Below are 22,125 nucleotides of genomic sequence, written 5' to 3' on the forward strand. Positions count from 1 at the left end.
TGATGCCCATCATGGGCAGGGAGCCGGCTAACGCTTTGATTTTGTTATGGCACAAGAGGTTTCTTTAAAAACTTTTGATAACTTTGGCTGTAAGGTTTTTGACAAAAAACCTACTTTTGTTTTATCAAACCCAATTGAATAATTTGAATATGTCAGACAAAATAGAACAAATCAAAACATTGATTATTGGATCCGGTCCTGCAGGTTATACCGCTGCGATTTATGCTGCCCGCGCAGATCTGAAACCTGTTGTTTATACAGGTATGGAACCTGGCGGACAGTTGACAACTACAACTGAGGTAGATAACTTTCCAGGGTATCCTGAAGGTATCGATGGTCCTTCGATGATGATGCAGTTGCAACAGCAAGCTGAAAGGTTCGGGACAGATGTTCGTATTGGTATGGTAACAGCTGTTGAGTTGAGTAAAGTAGCAGGTGGTACCCATAAAGTTACAGTTGATGATAATAAGTTAATTGAAGCGCAAACCATTATAATTTCTACAGGGGCCACAGCCAAATATTTAAATTTGCCCAGTGAGCAACGTTTAAGGGGTGGTGGAGTTTCTGCCTGTGCGGTTTGTGACGGCTTTTTCTACAAAGGACAAGATGTTGCCATAGTAGGGGGAGGGGATACCGCTGCTGAAGAAGCCTCCTATCTGGCAAATATTTGTAATAAAGTAACCATGCTCGTTCGTAAAGATCATATGCGGGCATCAAAAGCCATGCAACATAGGGTAAACAGTCTTCCTAATCTAGAAGTTAGATATAATACCCAAGTTGATGAGGTTTTAGGTGATCAAGTGGTCGAAGGACTTAGAATGGTGAACAACCAAACCAATGAAAAAGAGGAAATCGCCATAACCGGTCTTTTTATCGCTATCGGCCATAAACCGAATACCGATATTTTCAAAGGGCAGATCAATATGGACGAAACCGGATATATTATTACAGAAGGAAAGTCTACCAAGACAAATCTTCCAGGTGTTTTCGCTTGTGGCGATGCACAGGATAAGGAATACAGACAGGCAATTACCGCAGCAGGTACAGGATGTATGGCTGCCTTGGATGCTGAACGTTATTTAGCTTTGGTCGAATCCGCAGAGGAGGAAGTGGCTTAGTTAAGAGGAATAATAATGAAACCGTCCTTACGATGATATTCATCATAAGGACGGTTTTATGGTTAAAAGTGGGAATGGTTTAATCTATTCTTCTATAATTTTCAGAAAATGTTCTGTTACCTTCCTCATCAAGTGTTATCTGGCTATATCTATCATCATCGAGCCAAAGTTCAAATTTGAAGTTGCGTAACGTATCCAGCTCGGTCATCATGCCAATGTCCCCGTATTCAATATTTTCTTCCAATCCATTCATCGTAATCTTGTAGGTACCGTAACCAAACCTACCCTTTACATCATTACCATCAGCATCCTTAATGAATTTTTGAGTGGTACGTGACCACATCACCTTACCATTATAATACATTTTCACCTGTCTGTATCCTTCAGTGGTAGGTAAGGTGTCCGTTATGTTCTCACCATCAAAATTGTAAAAATTCTCTAGCTCCCAAGTACCTTCAATAGAATGATATGTATCGGGCTTTGAACTCGTAAATGCTACTATAGTCACAAATATTACCGTCATAAATACGGCACCAAGTAATTTTTTCATAGTTATTTGTTTTAGGAGTTAATATCCTTTAAAAGTTACAAATAATTATGTTAAAATCATAATTCTAAATTGCTATAATTGTGCATTTTATATTTTGGACCGGGGTAAAAAACGTACTGTTAAAGAAAGGAATTTAAAAGAAGAGAGAAGCGATCCATATCTTTTTTGGTATGATGACTGCTCAAAACAATACGGCTCATAACAGATGAACTTTCTGCGGGGTAATTGAAGTTGGTAATTATATGACCGTTTTCTTCAAGATAATCGGCCAATTTAGGAGAATTGAAGGAGTACGTAGGGTGACCGTGCATATGATTGAAAAAAACGAGTTGGTGTATTGTTTTTTCAAAGTAGGACATATTTTGAAAGAGTTGTCCTCTTTTTTTGTTGTAAATATCTTGTCCATCAAGGAATGTTGCCATACTTGAAGGAGCGGCAGGACTAGCTCCGCCAAAAAAAGCCGTATTACCAAGTTGTTCTATTCTGTCTTCGGTGCCGAATACCGCCCCGGCCTGTATGGCATAACCTTTGCCCAAAGAGCAGCAGACTATCAATTCCTTAGGCTTAAATCCTAGTAATGTCCTAAAAACCCCTTCACCGTTATTCCCAATTATACCAATGCCATGGGAATCATCGGCTACAATGATTATCTTGTCTAAAGGAAGGGTTTTTAATCCGTTGAAATCAGGATAATTTTGACCACTGAAATCCACGGAATCGATAAAAACCACAGGAGTAACTTTATTATTGCTTTTTAAATGTTCTAGAATCGCACATTTCAATTCAATGAAGTCTGTATAAGGTTTGTTGTAATTATTGTAAAGTGCCGAATGGGTGTTTGGGGCATAAAATAGCTTGTATTCCGGTTTGTTGAAATTTTGGGCAACGAATTGGCCGGCCAAATAACCGGAGGATAATGTTAGGGCCGATGCACTGCCGACGGTATCAGCGAGTAAAGATTCGGATTTTTCATAAACGGAAAGGCGAATATTCGATTTTCTAGATGCACCATAATTAGTGCCGTATTGCCTTATGTTCTTGATAAATAGATCTTGATATTCCAGATCGGTCTGGAGCCCTAAATAAGAGGTTCCACCAAAATAGTGGTATTTTGAGCCTTTTACCGTTATTTCCCGTCCAGGAAAACCATCGATATAATGTGCCATTATTTTAAGGTTATTCCGCTGCCGCCCAATTTCGGAAATTCAAGGGAGGCATCTTCATTTATACGTATTCCGTTGGCAATATCTTCCTTTAATAACATTGCGCCGTCCATATCAACAAAATCCAGTTGTGGTGCAAGTTGTGCAATGGCCGAGATTCCGACAGAAGACTCGGTCATACAACCAACCATTACTTTTAACCCCATGGCTTTACCTTTTTTGATCATACGAAGAGCCGGCGTTAAACCACCGCATTTGGTCAGCTTAATATTGATTCCGTCGAAATATGGCCCACATGCTTCAACATCGGATTCAAGGATACAGCTTTCGTCCGCTATAACAGGTAATACACAATGTTCCGATACTTTTTTCATACCATCCCAATCAGATGCTTTTAAGGGCTGTTCTAAAAATTCAACCGCTAACTCTTTAAGTAATGGGGCATTGGCTATGGTTTCCTCGGCTGTCCAAGCACAATTGGCATCAATCCTGAATATGGCATCGGTATGTTTGCGTAATTCACGTACGATTTCCACATCATTTTCGGTCCCAAGTTTAATTTTATAGATCGGCCATGGTTTTTCTTCCATTTTGCGGACCATGGTTGGTATGTCGGCTATCCCTATTGTGTAATTTGAAGTAGGGTAGTGGTTAATTCCCGTTCCCCAAATATCGTATAGGGGTTTGCCCAATAATTTGCCATAAAGATCATGAGCTGCCAAATCCAGGGCACAGATGGTAAAATTGCTCAATCCTTGCTCTGTAAGAAATTGATGAAATACCTCGGGAAGGGTAAAATCAAAGGATTCTATTTTCTCCCTTACGGTTTCAATCTCACCCATCATACTTTCAACCGTAATTTTGTAATAGGGGTTTGAAGTGGCCTCGCCATAACCCGTTTGTCCGTTCAAAGATAGACCCACGATCATAGTGTCTTGATAATCATGTGACTCCCTGGAAATACTAAAGGTATGTTTTAAGGCTAAGGTGTATTTTTTTAATAGGATTTGCATGCTGAAAAATGTTTACACTAAGATAGATAAAGCCGATGGACTATAAATTAAAAAAACCATCGTAATTTCGATGGTTCTTTAAGTAGGTTTTAGATGGTATATCACTTAGTTTTTATGTACACTCCCCGATACAGATTTCTTTTTGGTGACATTGGCATCCCCAGAATAAGAAATGTTACCACCACTACTGGCATCAGCGGTTAGATCATCAGAAACATATACCGATACGTTACCACCGCTACTGGCATCGGCATGGCATACTTTAGAGGTTAATTTTTTTGCGTTGATATTAGCTCCGGAACTTGCATCTACGTAGATGGTCTGGGAATCGCCGGATAAATTAAGGTTGGCCCCACTGCTGGCATCGATATCCACCTCACTTACATTCATTTCTATTTGAATGTTGGCCCCACTACTGCCGTCAATTTCCAATTTATCGGAATTGACCATGTTCTCAGTACTTAAGTGGGCACCGCTAGAACTCTTTAAGGCAGTAATTTCGGGCAAGGTAACAAAGACTTTTTTAGTGGCCCTTCCGATATTTTCTTCGGCATGGATTCGTAGTCTGTCATTTTTAATATCCGTTGCGATTAGATCGATGATGTTCTCATCCGCTTCAACGGTAATACCGAATTCATCCCCTTGGGTAACATAAACATCAAGGCCCTCTGAAGCTGAAACCTCTGTAAATTCACTGGTTATCTCCCTAGTTTCGGAAGTAACGTTCCCATTTCCTTTCTTACCACTACCGAAATCCCCGAAGTTGATGTCAAATCCACAGGAAGATAGAAATAAGGCTAAAATCAGTGCGATTGTAATTCTTACTAGTGTTGTCATGATTGTTTGTTTTTACCTTGAGAATACTTCAAGGTCAGATTAATGATTTTTTGGTTGTTTACCGAAACAAAATCGGTATGAGTCAATAAATTTATTTTTTATCTGGTATTTAAAAAATAGTTGGTTACCCAGTTGTTGATTATGCTTACTGAACTGTATTGATGATTTAACTGTTCTTGTTTTTGATGACGACACCTTCCTCGTCTATGTTCATTTTAAGTCCATCACCTTTATCGTTCAGGTCAATGTTCAATACTTCCCCATCGGTGCTGTCGTCGGCCTGGATTTTAACGCCGTTCTGATCGATCTTCATTTTAAAGGAATCCCCATTGTCCTTAATATCGATGTCTATGCCATCCTCATTTATGATTATTCGGTCATTGCCTTGTGCGTCTTCTTCTTCAATGATTTCGGGACAATCCAAACATTTCAGTTCACTATCGGTTCCCATATCCCAAATATGTTCCTGTAAATCACATCGTCCCATATCTTGGTCATTATTCGCACTTATTGGCATGCATCTTTTAGACTCACTATCGAATTGAATCTTTTTACCTTCCGGTACATAGAGAGTTATCCAGACCTCTTGGTCCCTGAACTTATATTGTAAGGATGTAGTAAGAAAATCATCGAAAGCAATGGTATTACCTTCCACCTTATAAGAATATTCAATATTTCGGGCAATCTCCTTTGCTTCGTTAAAAGAGCTGCCATTGGCATCTTTGCGAATTTTAACACGAACAATACTATCCTTTGACTTTTTTAAGGACAGGCGAACATCGTCCGAGACCAAGATTTCTTCTCCCTCATCTGTTGAAGTTACCATAACCCCATCAATCGCCATATTTCTTCTTTTTTCGAAATATTCCGAAGTCTGCATACTAATTGTCAAGGTATCATTGGGCACCTCGAAATATAAAGACTGTTCAACAGTTACACTATCTGAATAGGCATGTGCCGCTGCTTGCCGAATACCTAAAACGACCAAAGTAACCAATGATATAAGCCATAAGCCCAATAAAGTGAATTTGGCAATGTTACCGATGGATTTTAAGTTGTTCACTAAAATCTTTAGTCCTAGATAAAGTACAAAGAAAAAAGGTATGCCAATCGCGAAGAACGCTAATAAAGAGACCAACCAAACCGGCGCATTGGTAGAGTTGACCATGTTGTAAAAATCTACTCCTGGAATATGTATCATGTCCAAAACCCCAACGGTGAAAAGGCCTATGAACAAACCGATCAACGTAGCTGCTCCGATCAAGATCAAGAGAATTCCTATGAATTTTCCGAAGACCTTAAAAATGAACATGAATATATCGCCGATGGTATCAAAGAAGCTTTTACTACTGCTTTTTACCTTATTGCCCACCTTTTCATAATCCACACTTTTTACCCTGTCTGTAACATCATCAATACCTTCTTTAACTTTGCGCTCTATATTGCTGATGTTCACGGGCTTTCCCGTCATATCCAATTTTTGGGAGGTTGTAACTGCTTCAGGAACCAATATCCAAAGAAGTATATATGCAATGAAACCAAAACCGGTGGTTACCGCAAGGAGAATGAAAATTATACGGATCCATAGGGCATCGAGACCAAGATAATGTTCCAATCCGGCACAAACACCACCTATATATTTATGCTCCATATCCCGGTAGAGTTTTTTGACCCTAGAAGTGGTATTCGCAGATTTTTTCCCTTTATTAATAGGTTCGTCTTCGAAAATATCCTCATCGATCATATAATCCTCAGGTTGTCCCATGACCGAAATTATGGTATCAACTTCTTTCAAGGTGATGACCTGTCGTTCATTTTCCAATTTTTCATAAAAAAGTTCTGCAATTCTCGCTTCGATATCAGCTTGTATCTCATCACTGCCCGGGGTGTTGGCGAATGAACGTTTTATAGCTTCCAAATATCGACGCATCTTGTTGTATGCCTCTTCATCCATGTGAAAAAGCCTATTTGCGAGATTTATGTTTACTGTCTTGTTCATTATTTTTTGTTTTTTTTGTTGGTTACCACGTTGGTGGCCATTCTTAATTCATCCCAGGTAGTATCTAGTTCTTTCAGGAACAATTTTCCTGTTTCGGTCAAGGTGTAATATTTTCGTGGAGGTCCGGAAGTAGACTCTTCCCAACGATAGTTGAGTAAGCCGGCATTCTTAAGCCTCGTCAATAGAGGGTAAATGGTACCTTCAACGACAAGCATCTTAGCGTCTTTAAGGGTACTAAGAATTTCGGAAGCATATTTGTCCTCTCCGTTCAGGATAGACAGTATGCAGTACTCCAAAACCCCCTTTCGCATTTGTGCTTTTGTGTTTTCTACATTCATAATTTCATGATTCTATTAATTTAACTGTTCGTTTTTCCTGGCCTGGGTCTATTTCAATGTGTGACACGTGATTAAGATGTCTTGAAATAGATCCAGTTCAGGTTTTGATTGATGATTAAACTCCTCCGGGCAACTAGGGTGTTCCCTATTCCCATTTCCTCCATTTAGTGTAAACTGATGATTCTGGTCATCTGCCATTTATTATTGTTTTGTGTCCATATACCTATAAATTTGCTTGGTTTTGAAATCGCATCCGGTTCCTGGTTATTGTAAAATTTATGAAGCCCCATGGCTATCGCCCCGAAACCTTTGATTTCGTGAACTTCGAAGCTGTCCTCAACCAATTCACGGGTTACTTTGCCACAAATGTTTTTTTCTATGCTTTCGAGTATTTCTTCCTTAGAGGTTGATAATCCCCCTTTGTCATGGTAGAATTCCAGATCTTCGGCCAAGATCATTGCTTGGGTTTCCATATCACAAGTATTATAAGCCGCGAAATAAGCAGTGTCCATGGCCAATATGGTTTCATATAATTCAGAACCCTCAGGCACTTGAGCCGTTGATAGGTTGGCCATCAAGATCATACAAGAAAAGAGTATTATGTTTTTTAGTGGCCTCATTATTTTATAAAGTTTATGGTGAAAGGGTATCTAAAAGTCTCTCCCTCATTGGTTTTCATGGTTGCCAAAATGGTATATACCACATTTACGATGAATAAGGCACCGTGCAATAAACCAGCTATTCCAACGGGGAAAATCCATCCGTTGAAAGGAAAACCGTCCAAGTCTATATCTATATTGAAATTGTTATAACTGTTTAGGCCATCGAAGCCGAAAAAGCCGTGATCGAAAATATTGGGAAGAAAACCAATGAAAAACGGAATGCTTATCATACCTAGGATTATAGAATATAAAAGCATGCTAATCTGAAAGTTCAATGCCTGTTTACCGTTGTGGTCAACAAATTCATAATCCCTCTTGTTCGCTGTCCATAATACCAACGGAATAATGAAATTACCAAAGGGAATAAAGAACTTGCTAAAGGTAGATGCGTGTATGATCGCTGATAAATTTCGTTCGTGTTTTGAGATGGTGTCTGTCATGGCCTATTATTTTCTTATACAAATATATGGCTAAAAGAAGGTACTTTGCAAAACATAGTACTAAAAATTAACATAGTATTAACATTTAAAAGGTCGATTATTTTGCATACATTTAGTGAAAATTATAATGATCATGGGTACTACCGTACGAAAATTCAATACATTCTCTTTTTTTAAATTACCATCGGCTTGGTGGTGTGGTGTGCGATTAAAGTATATAGATAAGCAAAAAGCCATCGTTACGGTTAAGCATAAATGGTTTAATCAGAACCCCTTTAACTCCATGTTTTGGGCCGTACAAGGTATGGCGGCAGAATTCAGTACGGGTACGATGGTCATTGATCAGATAAAGGAAAGTGGTAAAAAGATTTCGATGCTGGTGTTGAACAACACGGCCAATTTTTCAAAAAAGGCCACCGGCAGAATTACGTTTACTTGTGAAGATGGCCATAAGATAAAGGATGCACTGGATAAAACTATTGCTACTGGAGAGGGGCAGACCGTTTGGATGAAATCGGTAGGTGTAAATGAGGATGGGGTAGTGGTATCTACCTTTGAGTTTGAGTGGACGGTTAAGTTAAAAAAGAAATAAATTTTACGCTTTAAAAGCATTCCGTAGATAAATACCCCTGTTTGGTATACTTAAAACCCTTACAGATCTATTTGCTTTGTTGTTCTTAGGCATAATCACCAATTTCGTTTCTAATTGGTCTTGGAGCTAGTCTATAGTAATCAAGACCGGATCAATAATCTTTAAATTAGAAATGAAAATGCGAAAATTGGTGATTATCTTTATTTTAAGTGCGGTAGGTGTGGGCTTTTCACAGGAAACCGGGAGTGTTTATTTCAACTCTGAAATCTTACCTAATTCCGAAGTGGGAACTTTTAAAAAGAATAGCGTTGGGTTCGATTTTCCGATAAAGAACTTTTCAAGTAAGGAAAGTATCAGCTTAATTGGTGAATATCAAAATTTGAACATTGGTTATGTTGACGAGGACGTACCTTTTGAAACATACCAAATCGATAATTTCCAGACCTTTAGTTTAGGCTTATTATATAATCGAATACTTGAGAACGGATGGGGGTTTTCTTTAAAAGTGGCTCCACAGATATCCTCTAATTTTGATGAAGAGGAATTGGGTAACGAAGATATCTTTGTTAATGGTTCGTTGGTATTTGATAAATTAAACGAGGAAAACAACTCTATGTGGAGTTTCGGGGTTGAATATGATGCCCAAAACGGATTGAATTTCCCGATTCCGGTCGTTGCTTACACCAAAAGGATAGATGATCAATGGGCATATAAAATAGGTTTTCCCGATAGTAGGTTAAAATGGTCTTTTCGTGAGAACCATAATTTTGAAGCTTTCACAACCTTGGATGGTTTCGCGGGAAATATCAATGATGATATTGAAATCTATAGAGAAGATTATACCGGAAAGTTGAAAAACACCTATTTGGTCGGTGGGGTAGGTTATAATGTAACTTTCCTAAAGGCTTTCGTATTCAATGCCAAGGCCGGTTATTCCGCTTTTAACACGATGGAAGTTCAAGATTACGATTCGGACGAGATTTATGATTTTGAATTGGAAAATGGCTTATATTATAATTTTGGGTTAAGGTACAACTTTGGTAAAAAAGCAAAAGTTAAAAGCCCTTATTAGCCAAAGTGGTTCATGAATAGTTGAAACGGTGTTTTTTTAGTTGAACTTGATTTTTTATACCTTGTATTTTTCAATTAAAATGGAAAAAATCAATGAGGTGTAACAAAAGATGAAATTCAGCAACTAATCAATGTCAATCACTAAAAACTTTTAAATGAACGCACACGAAATAGATTACCAGATTTACGGGGAAGAAATGCAATATGTCGAAATAGAACTGGATCCGCAAGAGGCCGTTGTGGCTGAAGCGGGTAGTTTTATGATGATGGATTCCGACATTAAGATGGATACCATTTTCGGCGATGGATCTAATCAGGACAATAGTGTTCTTGGTAAAATATTCTCAGCCGGGAAAAGGGTACTCACAGGAGAGAGTCTTTTTATGACCGCTTTTTTAAATGCAGGACAAGGAAAAAAGCAAGTAAGCTTTGCTTCTCCCTATCCTGGAAAAATATTGCCTATTGATCTTTCTGAAAAAGATGGGAAGTTCATTTGCCAAAAAGATGCCTTCCTTTGCGCTGCTAAGGGTGTATCGGTAGGGATTGAGTTTTCGAAACGCTTGGGTAGGGGGTTATTTGGGGGTGAAGGTTTTATTATGCAAAAGTTAGAAGGTGACGGAATGGCTTTTGTACATGCTGGTGGAACATTAGCAAAAAAGGTTTTGGCCCCTGGCGAAGTATTAAAAGTGGATACAGGCTGTATTGTCGGTTTTACCAAAGATGTAGATTATGATATCGAGTTTGTTGGTGGAATAAAAAATACGGTTTTCGGAGGTGAGGGATTGTTCTTTGCGACACTTCGGGGACCAGGAACGGTATACATTCAATCTTTGCCTTTTAGTCGATTGGCCGGAAGGATAGTGGCATCGATTCCCAGAGGAGGTAAGGACAAAGGTGAAGGAAGTATTTTAGGGACTCTAGGCGATATCGTTGGTGGGGATAACCGATTTTAATCGGGTATTTACGCCTTATATGTCCTTATTATAAATACTTAAAAATCAAAAAATAATGTTTAAAGAAGGGGAGATTGGTTCTTATGCCATTTCCCCTTCTTTTTTTTAACATTACTCTAGTTTGTCCGAAGCCTTGATCAATCGTGCGCTTAAATCAGGTGTCTCCATATCTTTGTCTAACGGGAACATAGGGCGTTTAATGTGCTTGTGGCCCAAACGCTCCAAATCTTGGTCAACTCCGCCTGGGGTCAAGGCCATGATCCAATCGCCCCGCATTTTATAAAGTTCGGGAACCAAATACCCGATTTTAACTACTACGATATCCGATTTTTCAGGATCTAGGTTCAAATCTGTAAAATCGGCCTTGTAGTGGTATGGTTTTCTTTTTTTCGTAACAATGACCTTTATGCTCCCAATTTGTACAACGACTTCAACTTCCGCATCACGGTCCCCTTCTTTTATGGCCGTTACCGTACCGGTAAGTTTTAGGGGAGGGGCGAAACGATCGTCAACTTCGGCACCTGCCATTGCGGAAACTTTTCCACCGACACCGACTTTTAAAGCTTCATTGATCAATTCAGGCCCGGGTATTGAGGCATATATCAAAGAAGGGCCTTTTTCCGATTTGAATTCAGGTCGTGCCAAGAGTTCCGTTAATGTCCAAGTAACATCACCGGCACCCCCTGCGGTAGGGTTGTCACCCATATCACTTATGATATAGGGATGTTTTTTACTCTTCAAAGCCTTGGCTAAACTCTCTTCAAAAGTAGCGACAGGGGCTACGAATTCAAATTCATTACGTACCTCCCAGAAAGCTTTGGCTAAATCTTCAGCTCCTTTTGTAACTTCCTCTTTATCATCTCCGGTTACCATTACCACGGCATGGTTACGGGGTTCGTCGGCCCAAGCATAGCCAATCCATATGGCAGCGTCTATAACGCCTTCTTGCTGTTCAATGGCCGGTATTTTAGCGTAAAGGCTTTTTCCGGGTTCTATACGGGTACTTGTTTTTTCGCCTGGCAACAGGATCGGTACGGGAATCCATGCCTTATATTCAGGTTTGCCCTTGCCGTTTTCCAAACGATCTAACATGTTGGTAATCGCCCTTGCTTTTGATTCCAAAGCGTCTTCATGCGGAGCCATGCGGTAGCATGTGATCAGATCGCTCTGTTCGGCAAGGGTTTCTGTTACGTTACCATGTAAATCCATAGAGGTGGAAATCAAAACCTCAGGGCCTACGACTTCTCGAATACGTTTAATGAGGTCGCCTTCGGCATCTTGTAAACCTACTACGCTCATTGCACCATGAATATCGAAGAAAAGTCCGTCATAAGGGCCATTTTCTTCCAGCATTTTCAAGGTTTTGCCTACCATACTTTCATAAGCTTCCCTTGTAACGATTCCGCCAGGTATAGCTTTACCCAAAAGTGTCGGAACCCATTCGGCCCTATTTCGTATGTCACTTCCTTCAGCAAAAAACGGATATCTTCCAAAGATAGAATCCCCGATTCGCGCATGAAATGCTTCTTCATGGCTCTGGGCAGGGGAGAAGGTACTCGATTCAATCCCTATTCCCGCAATGGCGACTCTTGGCAGTTTTTTGGTTTCTTGTTTTTCTTTTTGGACTTGTTTGCAACTTACTGTTAGAAAAAATGAAATAAGTAGCAGTACAAAAGACTTTTTCATGTGGTTTATGCTTTGGTTTGGTTAAAATCCCGGAAATTAGCTCTCGAATATAATTGAATTCGTTTTTATCCGTTGATTAAAAGTAGTATTAAAATTTCATTTCTAGCCCCTGTTTATTGGGATAATGTCCCATTATTTTTATCGACATTTTAAATGGGGTTTCAATAAATAACAGTTATAAAAACCAGAAGGATTTTGGAAAAAGGAAGCATAAGGAATATAGAAACCGAATTGTTATCGGATAATTGGTACATTCTGAATAAAATGACCTTTGAATATGAAAGGGAGGATGGTACTTGGGAAACCCAATCCCGTGAAGTGTACGATCGGGGAAATGGGGCGGCTATCTTATTATATAACAAAGAGAAAGGTACAGTTGTGTTAACACGGCAATTTAGGATGCCCACATATGTAAATGGCAATGAAGATGGAATGATGGTCGAGGTCTGTGCCGGACTTTTAGATGGCGATCATCCTGAGGTTTGTATTAAGAAAGAAGTGGAAGAAGAAACAGGTTACAAGATTGGTGAAGTACGTAAAATATTTGAAGCATATAGCTCGCCTGGTGCCGTAACCGAGGTTTTGCATTATTTTGTCGCAGCCTATGAAGACGGTATGAAAGTAAGTGAAGGAGGTGGTGTGGACCATGAAACCGAGAATATAGAAGTTTTGGAGATGCCTTTTCAAGAAGCCATTGATATGATCAAGTCAGGTGAAATCAAAGATGCAAAGACTATTATATTATTACAGTATGCCCAAGTAAACGGATTGGTTGTTTGATAGTAAATCTTCTTCCTTATAATCCGGATCTTAATTAATACGTGTCCCGTACTTTTTCTAAGATACTTTGCATCCGTTTTTTTACTTCGGAAGAATTTTCGGTAAAATGGTTGTTCATAAAACTGAAAATCACTGTTTTTCCTGATTTGGTCAGTAAATAACCACTTAAACAATGATTATTGCTTAAGCTGCCGGTTTTTGCATGGATATAGGGTTCGGGGTCGCCAGGGTACCAATCTTCCAACGTACCGTTAACTCCTCCGGTAGGGAAAAATTGAAATAACCTTTCTTCGGGGATTTCTGTATAAAGCTTGTCCAAAACATGAACCATGGATTCCGGTGTGAACAGGTTATATCGGGAAAGTCCAGAACCATCGACCCATCTGGGCGGTTGTCGTAAATCGATCAAGTGTTTTTCTAGCACATATTTCCGTGCTTTGGCACTGTTCAATGTGTCAGAAATCGTAGAGGAGGCTACGAACAATAACTGTTCCGCAAGGAAATTGTCACTTACTTCCATCATCCTTTTATAAATTGTATCAGCATGTATTCCAAATAAAACTTTGTGTTCCCCAATCGGTTTTGAATTGGTGATTTTGACTTTTTTACCCAGTACTTTCTCCAATAAATTTCGTGTGAGACTACTATCGGTCACCAAAGGAATTTCAAGAGTGTCTTTCTGTTTAGGGTCAAAATAGAACATGTTCCGATTGGGTTCGCGCCGATATGAATGCTTTATTGGTACAATACTGTCACTGAAATATTCAGGGAAGACCCTAAGGCCATCTCCATTTTCAATAGTTAGCACGTTGCCATAAAGGGGAAGCCCACTACGCTCGGGAGAATAGTAATATTGATAATCGTCCCACGACCAACCCGGACCATATTTGTCATCTTGAAAATTATTTAGGTAAAGAACAATGTGTTCATAGGGTTTCATAAAATTAACCGCTGTACTATCATTGAAATACGGGTGTAAATTGGTTGGGTTACCCGTACCTTGAACATAAAGCGTATCATGCCGAACAAGATATTCGAGGACGGGTATTCTTTCGGGAATCAATTTTAAAGCTGCGTAAAGTGTATATATCTTGGTGTTACTGGCAGGTGTAAAAAACTTGGTACTGTTACTTTTGAACAAAGTATCTTTAGTTTTAGCATCAACCAACAATAATCCGGTGAATTGGTTCTTGTACGCCTTGGTTTTCAATTGGCTTCCGATTTCTTTTGATATCTGCCTTTTAGCACTGGAACAGCTTGTGAATAAGATAGTTAATAAAAGTAGAACAACGATTTTTCTCATGCCTTTATCGTGAAATTTATCAATTTCTTCCTATGATTATTAAATTAACAGGAATTTATTGAATATTTAACGATTTGCAAGCAATAATGTATCTGATTTTATAGTTAACTTTGAGTAAACAACAACTAATTAAATATTTTGGAATATGGCAAGAGCTATGTTTGAGTACACTAAAACGGTACTGAAAAAAGTTAGTTTTGACGCTAAACTCTTTTGTAAAGAGTTAGAAAAGGCAGTAAAAAGACTACTGCCGGCCGAAATTGAAGAACTGAAGTACTGGGTACAACAGTTCATTACCGACAAACCGCAATTACAGGATAGTCTTATTTTATTAAAAGCATAATGTATAACCACCCGAGAGGGTGGTTTTTTTTTGAGGGATTAGGACAACCACAATTGCATTTGTACCGTATATAATTTAATATACCGTACGTAAATCGTAGTAAGAAATTGATGAGGTACCTTTTTCCATTTTTGTTCGTAATGTTGCTTGGTTGTACTGATGATGATTTGAATGGTGATGTTATTGTACAGGACATTATCGGAAAATGGCAACTTGAGGCAACAAAAATAAGTCCCGGCGGCATTGTTGATTGGACCTTCGTTGATGATGGTGTGGTTTATGAATTCAGTAAGGACGGTACGTTGCAACTTTCTAAGTGGGAAGGCTGTAAAGCACCGGTAAATGGTACTTTTGCCATTGGTGAGGAAAGGCTTTATCTACGGTTTTTGTGTAATTCTGAGCTGTATGAACCTGTTTACCTCATTTCATTTGAGGAAAGCAAATTGATCTTGGGTTTTTTAGGTTGTATTGAGGAATGTTCATATCGATTTAAAAAAATCAATTGATCACGATTTATTGATCGGACTGATGATCTTTACATCCTGAAAGGCAATCGCACCTCTCACAATTCCTGAAATAACATCCCTTAATGCCTCCGTAATTTGAATTTTCAATTCACTCTTATGATAAATCAAACTCACTTCACGAGCAGGGGAGGGGGCATTGAAATGTTTTAAGTATTTCTTTTTGCTCTCATCCAGGTCAAGGGTGTTCAGGTAGGGTAAGAGGGTCATTCCAAGTCCTTCATTCGATAAGTTTACCAAGGTCTCGAAACTACCACTCTGTAATCTAAAATGTTCTTCCCCATAATTTTTGGTCGCATTACAGAGGTTGATGACACCATCCCTAAAACAGTGCCCGTCTCGCAATAAGAGTATATCCGAGATATCCAGGTCCGACGGATCAAGTTTTGTTGAGTTAGCCAATCTATGGTTCGGCGGTACATAACCCACAAAAGGTTCATAATATAAAGGCCTTTCCTTAATGAATTCAATTTCTAAGGGAGTAGCTGCAATAGCTGCATCTATATGGCCATCTTGGATATTACGAATAAGGTTTTCGGTATTTTGTTCTTTAATGATCAGGTTAACTTTCGGATATTGTTTAATAAACGTTTTTAGGAACATGGGTAAAAGTGTGGGCATAATGGTAGGTATAATACCCAATGTATAATCACCACCGATAAAACCCTTGTCCTGATCTACGATATCCTTGATGCGATTTGCTTCGTTAACTATGTTTTTCGCCTGCTCCACAATTTTTTCCCCTACCTCGGTAACAGCGATCGGTTTTTTTGCACGGTCAAAAATGAGTACGTCCAATTCATCTTCAAGTTTCTGTACTTGCATACTTAACGTAGGTTGAGTAACAAAACTTTTTTGGGCGGCCAAAGTAAAATTCTTGTGCTCGGCAACAGCCAATACATACTGTAATTGAGTAATGGTCATGGATTATAATTTCAGCTTATAAAAATATAAAAACTAACGATCAAAACTACCCTCAAAAGGCTGAATATTCATTAATTTTATATCACAATAAAAACAAACATTATGTCTTACAATAGTATTGGTTTAAATGCCGAAAAATCATTGGCTTTAAGTGATGATTTAAACGAGTTATTAGCAAATTTTCAAAGATATTACCAGAATTTAAGGGGTATTCATTGGAATATTAAGGGGAAACGTTTTTTTGACCTTCATGTTAAGTTCGAAGAGCTTTATGATGATGCGAATATGAAAGTAGATGAGATAGCCGAACGTATCCTTACCTTAGGAGGAGTGCCTTTGCATACTTTTGAGGATTATATAGCTAATTCCAAGGTGCCGGTAGGTAAGAATGTCACCAAGGATGAGGAAGCCATACGTTTGATCGTGGAATCATTGACGCAATTGTTAATGATCGAGCGTAAGCTTTTAAATGCTTCCGATGAAGCTGAAGATGAAGGAACAAATTCAATGATGAGCGATTTTATCTCTGAACAGGAAAAAACCGTGTGGATGATGAAAGCATGGTTGGCAGAAGATATTTAGTAGTTTCTGGAATATTGACAGAAAAAAGGCTTCCATCTTGGAAGCCTTTTTTATTTTTTGATTGATGATGGTTGTCTAAAATCTAATATTGAACTCAATATCTTCATCGGTAACTTCAAATTTTGAGGCATCAAAAGTCGGTGGCCCATATAATTGCATACTACCACTAGTGGCATAGTTTTCTTTGGGCATTCCGTTGGCTTCAAAATCCATTTGTTTGTTATTGTTCTCATCATGTAGTAACATAACGGCATATTCACCGGGAGTAATGTTCTCAAAGGTAAGGGTCAATTGGCCTTTTTTGCTGTCTGCCGAGGCATAGTCAACACCTGCTCCTTTCATAAAGGTTTCTGAATTGTGCAAGGTTGCCAGAACCTTACCGTTATCGTTCATTACATTTTCGATATGTACAGTCAACGTAATACCTTCTTGAGGGTCTTGGGCAGTTGCGATTAGGTTGGAAAGGGTCAAAGTGATAATAAGTGCTAAAGTTTTCATCTATCGTGGTTTATTTGTTAATGATGCTTCAAAACTCCACTAATTACCCACTTTTTAAAAACTACATTGACCCAATTGTTGTTTTATAGGACTGAACTGTATTTTATGGCAATAATGTAATTGCCATAAAATGCACGAAAAGAATTATGGGATCTTTTGGCCTTTATGTTCGTATGATTTTAGGAATAAAGTCTTGGATAAGTTATTCCGTACTTTCAACGGAATTTTCATTATCATGTACGATCAAGCACAACAAACCAGCTATGAAAAACGAAACACCCCCGATAATCATTGCATAAATGGCATCATTATTAAAAAATGATTTCAACATAAAACCTAGTATTCCCGCAGCTACAATTTGGGGGATTACGATAAAGAAATTGAATACGCCCATATAGTAGCCCATTTTCTTGGCAGGTAAAATGCTGGAGAGTATGGCATAAGGCATAGAAAGAATACTGGCCCAAGCTATACCAATACCTACCATCGATACCAAAAGCATATTGGGGTCGGTGATGAAATAAATGGAAATGAGTCCAAGTCCCCCGATGAACAACGCCAATAAGTGGGTTATTCGTCTACTCGTTTTTTTGGCGATTACAGGTAATAAAAAGGCAACGACAGCCGCTATTCCATTATAGATGGCAAAACAGATGCCTACCCAATCGGCACCTTCGTTATATAGTGCTGATGTGGTGTCCGATGCTCCATACACATGGCTAGTTACGGCCGATGTTGTATAGATCCACATGGCGAATAGGGCGAACCATGAAAAAAATTGTACAAACGCCAATTGAACCATTGTTTTGGGCATTTTGAAAATACCTATAAAGGATTCCGCCAAGCCTGTAAATACACCTGTTTGTGCATTTTCCAATTTTAACTTTTCAACATCATCGGGTGGGTATTCCTCCGTGTTGAATACGGTCCACATTACCGCACTGAAATAGGCGATACCACCAACATAAAATGACCATTTTACTGCATCTGGGATTCCTCCATCAGTTGCTATATTGCTGATGCCGAACCAATTGGTGAAGATATAAGGAAGTGCGGAAGCGACTACGGCCCCAATTCCAATGAAAAAACTTTGCATGGCAAAACCACTTGTACGTTGCTCATTGGGCAACATATCCCCAACAAAAGCCCTGAACGGCTCCATACTTATATTTATTGAAGCATCCATTAACCAAAGCATTATCACGGCCATCCATAATGCCGTTGAATTGGGCATGGTAAACAATGCTATGGTCGCCAAGATGGCCCCTATGGCGAAAAAAGGTCTTCGACGCCCCCATTTCTTATGCCATGTGCGATCGCTGTAATATCCGATAATGGGTTGTATCAAAAGCCCAGTAACAGGAGCGGCTAGCCAGAGGATTGGGAGTTCATCTTTTGAAGCTCCTAGGGTTTCGAAAATTCGGCTGACATTGGCATTTTGCAAGGCAAAACCAAATTGAATCCCTAAAAACCCGAAGCTCATATTCCAGATTTGCCAAAATGATAACTTAGGTTTTTGGGAGCTGATGGATACTTGAGACATGTAATTATTTATTTAGGTTGGAATGAATTTAAACGACTATAAAATTAGCGCTTTTAATTATTTTGGGCTATATACGATTGCTATTTTCTTAGGTGATATCCCATGTTGTTAGAAGAGAGGCAACCCTTGTTGAAGTGACTTGTTTTAAGGTCCGATGAAAAGTGATTTTCAAAGCTTTTTGTTAAGTTCTTTTTGGTATTAAAAAGAAGGACGAAAACTTTGTGATTTATTGGTTATTAGGTGAACTACAATAGTCATTCTCATCTTTTATTTCTAACTTCAATTTTTATTTTAAAAAAAACTATTTCCATGAAAGTATTGTTTATTGGGGGTACGGGTAATATCAGTTCGGCCTCAAGTCGTTTGGCCATAGAGAAAGGTATTGACCTTTACCATTTAAACCGGGGAAATTCGGAGAATAGAATTGTAGGGGCCAAGAAAATCCTGGGAGACATAACGAAACGCGAACAATTATCTGAATTGGAAAAGCATGATTGGGATGTTGTGGTCAATTGGATCGCTTTTACCCCTCAGGATATTGAAAGGGATATCTTGCTTTTTAAAGGAAAGACCAAACAGTACATATTCATTAGTTCTGCCTCATGTTACCAAACCCCTTTGAGCTACCCGATTATTACTGAGTCCACACCTCTCTGTAATACCTTATGGGATTATTCCGAAAACAAGATTAAATGTGAAGATAGATTACAAAGGGCTTATCGCGAGGAAGGGTTTCCGATTACCATTGTGCGCCCGTCCCTTACCTATGATACCGTAATACCCATAGCCATAGGAGGGTTTAATGAATATACCGCAGCGGATAGGATTCTAAAAGGAAAGGAGATAATCATACATGGTGATGGTACCTCTTTATGGACCGTTACCCATTCCGATGATTTCGCGAAGGGTTTTGTTGGTTTGTTGGGATTAACACAGGCCATTGGCCATGCCTTTCACATTACTTCCGATGAAATTTTAAGTTGGAATATGATTTACAAGATTCTAGCCGATAGTCTGGGAATAGAAGCCCGGGTGGTACATATTGCCTCTGATTTCATTTGTTCGGTAGAACCTTCCTATACTGGTACACTTCTGGCCGATAAGGCCGAAAGCGTTATTTTCGACAATACCAAAATAAAGACTTTTGTACCTGAATTTAGGGCTACTATTCCTTTTGCCACAGGAATTAAAAGGACTTTGCAGTGGTTGGATGAAAATCCGGAAAGGAAATTCATAAATGCTGAAAGCAATGAAAAGATCGATCGTATTTTAAAAAAATATAAATCAATTAAAGCTTAGGATTATTCTTTCATCATATTTGCAATATCCCTTGCGTTGGGGTTGTTGGTGTTTTCCAGTTCTTCTATTATACGTTCATGGTCATGTTCCCGGCCTTGGGAAAGTTTGTAGGCCGCCTGAATACTTTCTATGGTGATTTGAAAACCAACTACTCCTTTTACTTGTCGCAAGGTCTTTTCCGATAAATTATGTAGTGAAATGGGTTTTTTGGAATTCAACTCGTATTTATCAACCAATTTGTGCATAGATGCCATTACTTCTTCTTCGGTTAAAATCTTGATTTTTCCGTAAACATGAACCGCAATGTAATTCCATGTGGGGACTTCTTCCTCTTTGTACCAAGAAGAGGAGATATAACTGTGCGGACCGTTGAAAATACATAGAACATTGTCATTTTCAGCAAAGTGTTTCCATTGGGGATTGGCTTTGGCAATATGGCTAATCAATACATCCTTACCGTCATCGGTAGTTTCCAATTCCATCGGAATATGAGTGGCCCATGGCTTACCATCGACTTGGTTCACCAATATGCCAAAACTATTTTTGGTTAGGAAATCTTTCACTTCAGTTATATTCCCGTTTTTATATTTATGGGGTATATACATTATTTTTCTTTTTCCAAGGTTGCCATAACAGGTAGATGGTCCGAAATATGTTTATTGTTTTCCATACGGTCATCAATATGTATATAAGATAGTACTTTAAATCCTTTTACAAATATATAATCGATTTTATGGTCCAACGTTCTATTATGGTCAAAACCACTGAAGGTTCCACTAGGCCCATAAAACGGTTTCAGGGTATGGTCCATGCCCTCTTGTAGGTTCTTTTTAAGTAGTTGAATAGGTTTTTCCATAGGACTAAGGTTAAAATCCCCCGTTAAAATCACTGGGTAACCTTTGTCATTTATTTCTTGGATTTTTTTAAGGATCAATTCGGCCGATTTTTCCCGGGCAATAACCCCCCTATGGTCAAAATGTGTGTTGAAGAAGTAGAATTTACTTTGGTCTGTCTTGTTTTCAAAAAGTGCGTAGGTACAAATGCGTTCCAAAGCGGCATCCCATCCTTTTGAGATCTTTTCAGGCGTAGGGGATAACCAGAACGTATTGCTTTTTAAGACCTTAAGTTTGGTATGGTCATAAAATATGGGGGAGTATTCCCCTTTTTGTCGTCCGTCATCACGGCCTACCCCAATATGGGAGTAATCTGTTAAAGCACTGTCGATATAGGTCAATTGGCGGTGAAGTACTTCTTGCATTCCAAGTACAGCAGGTTCATAGTGTTCTATTAGTTTTACCATGCTTTCCTTGCGGTCGTTCCAGTTGTTCACCGTATCGTTTATGTTGTCGTATTTGATGTTATAAGTCATTGTCCTGAGTTCTTGACTCTGAGTTACTTTAACAATAAAGACCAATAGTAGAAAGAGGGTGAATCGTGTATTCAAAATATGTGATTTTATTTTTTTGTAAATTAATACACAAGGTACTTATATATGATCAAATTATAAATATGAAAGGGTATTTACATCAAATTCATCCGGTTCTTCCTGTAAAGGATGTGGTTGAGGCACTTGATTTTTATGTAAATCGATTAGGTTTTAAAATAGCCTTTGCAGATGATAGTAAAAAACCGACCTATGCCGGTGTTATTCGAGATGCGATTGAGATACATTTACAAAGGCACGATTCCCGGGAATGGGAGTATTCTGTAAATAGACCAATGGTCCGCATTGTTACCCAGCATATTGAGGCACTTTATGAGGAATACTTTGAAAAAGATGTTTTTAATGCCCATACCCTTTTAAGGGAAACAGCCTGGGGAACAAAAGAATTTGCCTTCTACGATCCTTTTGAAAATGGGTTGACCTTTTATAGGGATAGATAATATGTTGCCATAAATCCAAAAAA

General features: G+C 38.7%; 25 protein-coding genes. 10 read left to right on the plus strand and 15 right to left on the minus strand.

The genetic code is table 11. From position 1 onward, the window contains the following. Positions 1-149 precede the first annotated feature (149 nt). Entirely contained in the window at positions 150-1,118 is a 969-nt protein-coding gene (gene trxB / locus R3X28_RS06135; RefSeq protein ID WP_154369741.1) for a thioredoxin-disulfide reductase, read from the plus strand. Between the two features lie 79 nt (positions 1,119-1,197). On the opposite strand, the gene R3X28_RS06140 is transcribed toward trxB, so the two are convergent. The 8 genes from R3X28_RS06140 to R3X28_RS06175 all read right to left on the minus strand — a co-directional run bounded on the left by R3X28_RS06140 (position 1,198) and on the right by R3X28_RS06175 (position 8,120). Next, positions 1,198-1,668: a hypothetical protein gene (locus tag R3X28_RS06140; RefSeq protein ID WP_317663319.1), complete on the minus strand. Its 471-nt coding sequence runs from the start codon at positions 1,666-1,668 to the stop codon at positions 1,198-1,200. Between the two features lie 119 nt (positions 1,669-1,787). Continuing rightward, positions 1,788-2,834: a pyridoxal phosphate-dependent aminotransferase family protein gene (locus tag R3X28_RS06145; RefSeq protein ID WP_317663321.1), complete on the minus strand. Its 1,047-nt coding sequence runs from the start codon at positions 2,832-2,834 to the stop codon at positions 1,788-1,790. Further along, on the minus strand, positions 2,834-3,844 hold the full coding sequence (locus R3X28_RS06150) for a dipeptide epimerase (protein WP_154369735.1): 1,011 nt from the start codon (positions 3,842-3,844) through the stop codon (positions 2,834-2,836). Before R3X28_RS06150 ends, R3X28_RS06145 begins: the two co-directional genes overlap by 1 nt. 105 nt (positions 3,845-3,949) lie before the next feature. After that, entirely contained in the window at positions 3,950-4,681 is a 732-nt protein-coding gene (locus R3X28_RS06155) for a head GIN domain-containing protein (protein WP_154369733.1), read from the minus strand. 166 nt (positions 4,682-4,847) lie between these two features. Next, positions 4,848-6,680 (minus strand): PspC domain-containing protein, encoded by a 1,833-nt coding sequence (locus R3X28_RS06160; protein ID WP_317663325.1) that lies wholly within the window; start codon positions 6,678-6,680, stop codon positions 4,848-4,850. Next, positions 6,680-7,018, minus strand: coding sequence for a PadR family transcriptional regulator (locus R3X28_RS06165; protein WP_109650550.1), 339 nt, complete (start codon positions 7,016-7,018; stop codon positions 6,680-6,682). Before R3X28_RS06165 ends, R3X28_RS06160 begins: the two co-directional genes overlap by 1 nt. Before the next feature lie 164 nt (positions 7,019-7,182). After that, positions 7,183-7,638 (minus strand): nuclear transport factor 2 family protein, encoded by a 456-nt coding sequence (locus tag R3X28_RS06170; protein ID WP_282056470.1) that lies wholly within the window; start codon positions 7,636-7,638, stop codon positions 7,183-7,185. Then, positions 7,638-8,120: a DUF4870 domain-containing protein gene (locus R3X28_RS06175; RefSeq protein WP_154369729.1), complete on the minus strand. Its 483-nt coding sequence runs from the start codon at positions 8,118-8,120 to the stop codon at positions 7,638-7,640. Before R3X28_RS06175 ends, R3X28_RS06170 begins: the two co-directional genes overlap by 1 nt. A 133-nt stretch (positions 8,121-8,253) precedes the next feature. Between R3X28_RS06175 and R3X28_RS06180 the strand changes: the two genes are divergently transcribed. The 3 genes from R3X28_RS06180 to R3X28_RS06190 all read left to right on the plus strand — a co-directional run bounded on the left by R3X28_RS06180 (position 8,254) and on the right by R3X28_RS06190 (position 10,736). After that, positions 8,254-8,712, plus strand: a complete 459-nt coding sequence (locus tag R3X28_RS06180; protein WP_317663331.1) for a DUF4442 domain-containing protein — start codon at positions 8,254-8,256, stop codon at positions 8,710-8,712. Positions 8,713-8,884: 172 nt separating this feature from the next. Next, positions 8,885-9,784 carry a DUF6268 family outer membrane beta-barrel protein gene (locus R3X28_RS06185; protein ID WP_154369727.1) on the plus strand — a complete coding sequence of 300 codons (900 nt, stop codon included), beginning with the start codon at positions 8,885-8,887 and terminating at the stop codon, positions 9,782-9,784. 154 nt (positions 9,785-9,938) lie between these two features. Then, positions 9,939-10,736 (plus strand): TIGR00266 family protein, encoded by a 798-nt coding sequence (locus tag R3X28_RS06190; protein WP_317663334.1) that lies wholly within the window; start codon positions 9,939-9,941, stop codon positions 10,734-10,736. A 111-nt stretch (positions 10,737-10,847) separates the two neighbouring features. Here R3X28_RS06190 and R3X28_RS06195 read toward each other — a convergent pair whose 3' ends face one another. Next, complete coding sequence (locus R3X28_RS06195; protein WP_317663336.1) at positions 10,848-12,422, minus strand: M81 family metallopeptidase; 1,575 nt, start codon at positions 12,420-12,422, stop codon at positions 10,848-10,850. A gap of 195 nt (positions 12,423-12,617) precedes the next feature. Between R3X28_RS06195 and nudK the strand changes: the two genes are divergently transcribed. Continuing rightward, a complete protein-coding gene (nudK, locus tag R3X28_RS06200) occupies positions 12,618-13,202 on the plus strand; it encodes a GDP-mannose pyrophosphatase NudK (protein WP_317663338.1) in 585 nt (194 codons plus the stop codon). 34 nt (positions 13,203-13,236) lie between these two features. On the opposite strand, the gene R3X28_RS06205 is transcribed toward nudK, so the two are convergent. Next, entirely contained in the window at positions 13,237-14,505 is a 1,269-nt protein-coding gene (locus R3X28_RS06205; RefSeq protein WP_317663340.1) for a D-alanyl-D-alanine carboxypeptidase/D-alanyl-D-alanine-endopeptidase, read from the minus strand. A 145-nt stretch (positions 14,506-14,650) separates the two neighbouring features. Between R3X28_RS06205 and R3X28_RS06210 the strand changes: the two genes are divergently transcribed. Continuing rightward, positions 14,651-14,848, plus strand: coding sequence for a hypothetical protein (locus R3X28_RS06210; protein WP_154369718.1), 198 nt, complete (start codon positions 14,651-14,653; stop codon positions 14,846-14,848). 110 nt (positions 14,849-14,958) lie between these two features. Next, positions 14,959-15,354: a hypothetical protein gene (locus tag R3X28_RS06215; RefSeq protein ID WP_317663342.1), complete on the plus strand. Its 396-nt coding sequence runs from the start codon at positions 14,959-14,961 to the stop codon at positions 15,352-15,354. Here the strand turns inward: R3X28_RS06215 and R3X28_RS06220 are convergent, their stop codons facing one another. Continuing rightward, positions 15,355-16,296 (minus strand): LysR substrate-binding domain-containing protein, encoded by a 942-nt coding sequence (locus tag R3X28_RS06220; protein ID WP_154369714.1) that lies wholly within the window; start codon positions 16,294-16,296, stop codon positions 15,355-15,357. It abuts the gene before it with no gap. A 102-nt stretch (positions 16,297-16,398) separates the two neighbouring features. Between R3X28_RS06220 and R3X28_RS06225 the strand changes: the two genes are divergently transcribed. Continuing rightward, on the plus strand, positions 16,399-16,878 hold the full coding sequence (locus R3X28_RS06225; protein WP_154369712.1) for a Dps family protein: 480 nt from the start codon (positions 16,399-16,401) through the stop codon (positions 16,876-16,878). 75 nt (positions 16,879-16,953) lie between these two features. Here R3X28_RS06225 and R3X28_RS06230 read toward each other — a convergent pair whose 3' ends face one another. After that, the gene (locus R3X28_RS06230) at positions 16,954-17,376 is read right to left on the minus strand and encodes a DUF2141 domain-containing protein (RefSeq protein ID WP_282056478.1); all 423 of its coding nucleotides are present in this window, start codon (positions 17,374-17,376) and stop codon (positions 16,954-16,956) included. A gap of 202 nt (positions 17,377-17,578) precedes the next feature. Beyond that, positions 17,579-18,919: an MFS transporter gene (locus R3X28_RS06235; protein WP_411556595.1), complete on the minus strand. Its 1,341-nt coding sequence runs from the start codon at positions 18,917-18,919 to the stop codon at positions 17,579-17,581. A 309-nt stretch (positions 18,920-19,228) separates the two neighbouring features. Between R3X28_RS06235 and R3X28_RS06240 the strand changes: the two genes are divergently transcribed. After that, positions 19,229-20,218, plus strand: coding sequence for an NAD-dependent epimerase/dehydratase family protein (locus R3X28_RS06240; protein WP_317663346.1), 990 nt, complete (start codon positions 19,229-19,231; stop codon positions 20,216-20,218). Positions 20,219-20,220: 2 nt separating this feature from the next. On the opposite strand, the gene R3X28_RS06245 is transcribed toward R3X28_RS06240, so the two are convergent. Continuing rightward, positions 20,221-20,823: an FMN-binding negative transcriptional regulator gene (locus R3X28_RS06245; RefSeq protein WP_317663348.1), complete on the minus strand. Its 603-nt coding sequence runs from the start codon at positions 20,821-20,823 to the stop codon at positions 20,221-20,223. Further along, the gene (locus tag R3X28_RS06250; protein ID WP_246200224.1) at positions 20,823-21,662 is read right to left on the minus strand and encodes an endonuclease/exonuclease/phosphatase family protein; all 840 of its coding nucleotides are present in this window, start codon (positions 21,660-21,662) and stop codon (positions 20,823-20,825) included. Before R3X28_RS06250 ends, R3X28_RS06245 begins: the two co-directional genes overlap by 1 nt. A 65-nt stretch (positions 21,663-21,727) precedes the next feature. On the opposite strand from R3X28_RS06250, the gene R3X28_RS06255 reads away from it, so the two are divergent. Continuing rightward, positions 21,728-22,102 (plus strand): glyoxalase superfamily protein, encoded by a 375-nt coding sequence (locus tag R3X28_RS06255; protein WP_317663352.1) that lies wholly within the window; start codon positions 21,728-21,730, stop codon positions 22,100-22,102. Positions 22,103-22,125 lie beyond the last annotated feature (23 nt).

This window comes from Maribacter sp. TH_r10, assembly GCF_033101095.1.
In the GTDB taxonomy this organism is placed as follows: domain Bacteria; phylum Bacteroidota; class Bacteroidia; order Flavobacteriales; family Flavobacteriaceae; genus Maribacter_A; species Maribacter_A luteus.

Coding starts and splice junctions, on each gene's coding strand:
- trxB (WP_154369741.1), top strand. CDS start 150: ATGTCAGACAAAATAGAACAAATCAAAACATTGATTATTGGATCCGGT.
- R3X28_RS06140 (WP_317663319.1), bottom strand. CDS start 1,668: ATGAAAAAATTACTTGGTGCCGTATTTATGACGGTAATATTTGTGACT.
- R3X28_RS06145 (WP_317663321.1), bottom strand. CDS start 2,834: ATGGCACATTATATCGATGGTTTTCCTGGACGGGAAATAACGGTAAAA.
- R3X28_RS06150 (WP_154369735.1), bottom strand. CDS start 3,844: ATGCAAATCCTATTAAAAAAATACACCTTAGCCTTAAAACATACCTTT.
- R3X28_RS06155 (WP_154369733.1), bottom strand. CDS start 4,681: ATGACAACACTAGTAAGAATTACAATCGCACTGATTTTAGCCTTATTT.
- R3X28_RS06160 (WP_317663325.1), bottom strand. CDS start 6,680: ATGAACAAGACAGTAAACATAAATCTCGCAAATAGGCTTTTTCACATG.
- R3X28_RS06165 (WP_109650550.1), bottom strand. CDS start 7,018: ATGAATGTAGAAAACACAAAAGCACAAATGCGAAAGGGGGTTTTGGAG.
- R3X28_RS06170 (WP_282056470.1), bottom strand. CDS start 7,638: ATGAGGCCACTAAAAAACATAATACTCTTTTCTTGTATGATCTTGATG.
- R3X28_RS06175 (WP_154369729.1), bottom strand. CDS start 8,120: ATGACAGACACCATCTCAAAACACGAACGAAATTTATCAGCGATCATA.
- R3X28_RS06180 (WP_317663331.1), top strand. CDS start 8,254: ATGGGTACTACCGTACGAAAATTCAATACATTCTCTTTTTTTAAATTA.
- R3X28_RS06185 (WP_154369727.1), top strand. CDS start 8,885: ATGAAAATGCGAAAATTGGTGATTATCTTTATTTTAAGTGCGGTAGGT.
- R3X28_RS06190 (WP_317663334.1), top strand. CDS start 9,939: ATGAACGCACACGAAATAGATTACCAGATTTACGGGGAAGAAATGCAA.
- R3X28_RS06195 (WP_317663336.1), bottom strand. CDS start 12,422: ATGAAAAAGTCTTTTGTACTGCTACTTATTTCATTTTTTCTAACAGTA.
- R3X28_RS06205 (WP_317663340.1), bottom strand. CDS start 14,505: ATGAGAAAAATCGTTGTTCTACTTTTATTAACTATCTTATTCACAAGC.
- R3X28_RS06210 (WP_154369718.1), top strand. CDS start 14,651: ATGGCAAGAGCTATGTTTGAGTACACTAAAACGGTACTGAAAAAAGTT.
- R3X28_RS06215 (WP_317663342.1), top strand. CDS start 14,959: ATGAGGTACCTTTTTCCATTTTTGTTCGTAATGTTGCTTGGTTGTACT.
- R3X28_RS06220 (WP_154369714.1), bottom strand. CDS start 16,296: ATGACCATTACTCAATTACAGTATGTATTGGCTGTTGCCGAGCACAAG.
- R3X28_RS06225 (WP_154369712.1), top strand. CDS start 16,399: ATGTCTTACAATAGTATTGGTTTAAATGCCGAAAAATCATTGGCTTTA.
- R3X28_RS06230 (WP_282056478.1), bottom strand. CDS start 17,376: ATGAAAACTTTAGCACTTATTATCACTTTGACCCTTTCCAACCTAATC.
- R3X28_RS06235 (WP_411556595.1), bottom strand. CDS start 18,919: ATGTCTCAAGTATCCATCAGCTCCCAAAAACCTAAGTTATCATTTTGG.
- R3X28_RS06240 (WP_317663346.1), top strand. CDS start 19,229: ATGAAAGTATTGTTTATTGGGGGTACGGGTAATATCAGTTCGGCCTCA.
- R3X28_RS06245 (WP_317663348.1), bottom strand. CDS start 20,823: ATGTATATACCCCATAAATATAAAAACGGGAATATAACTGAAGTGAAA.
- R3X28_RS06255 (WP_317663352.1), top strand. CDS start 21,728: ATGAAAGGGTATTTACATCAAATTCATCCGGTTCTTCCTGTAAAGGAT.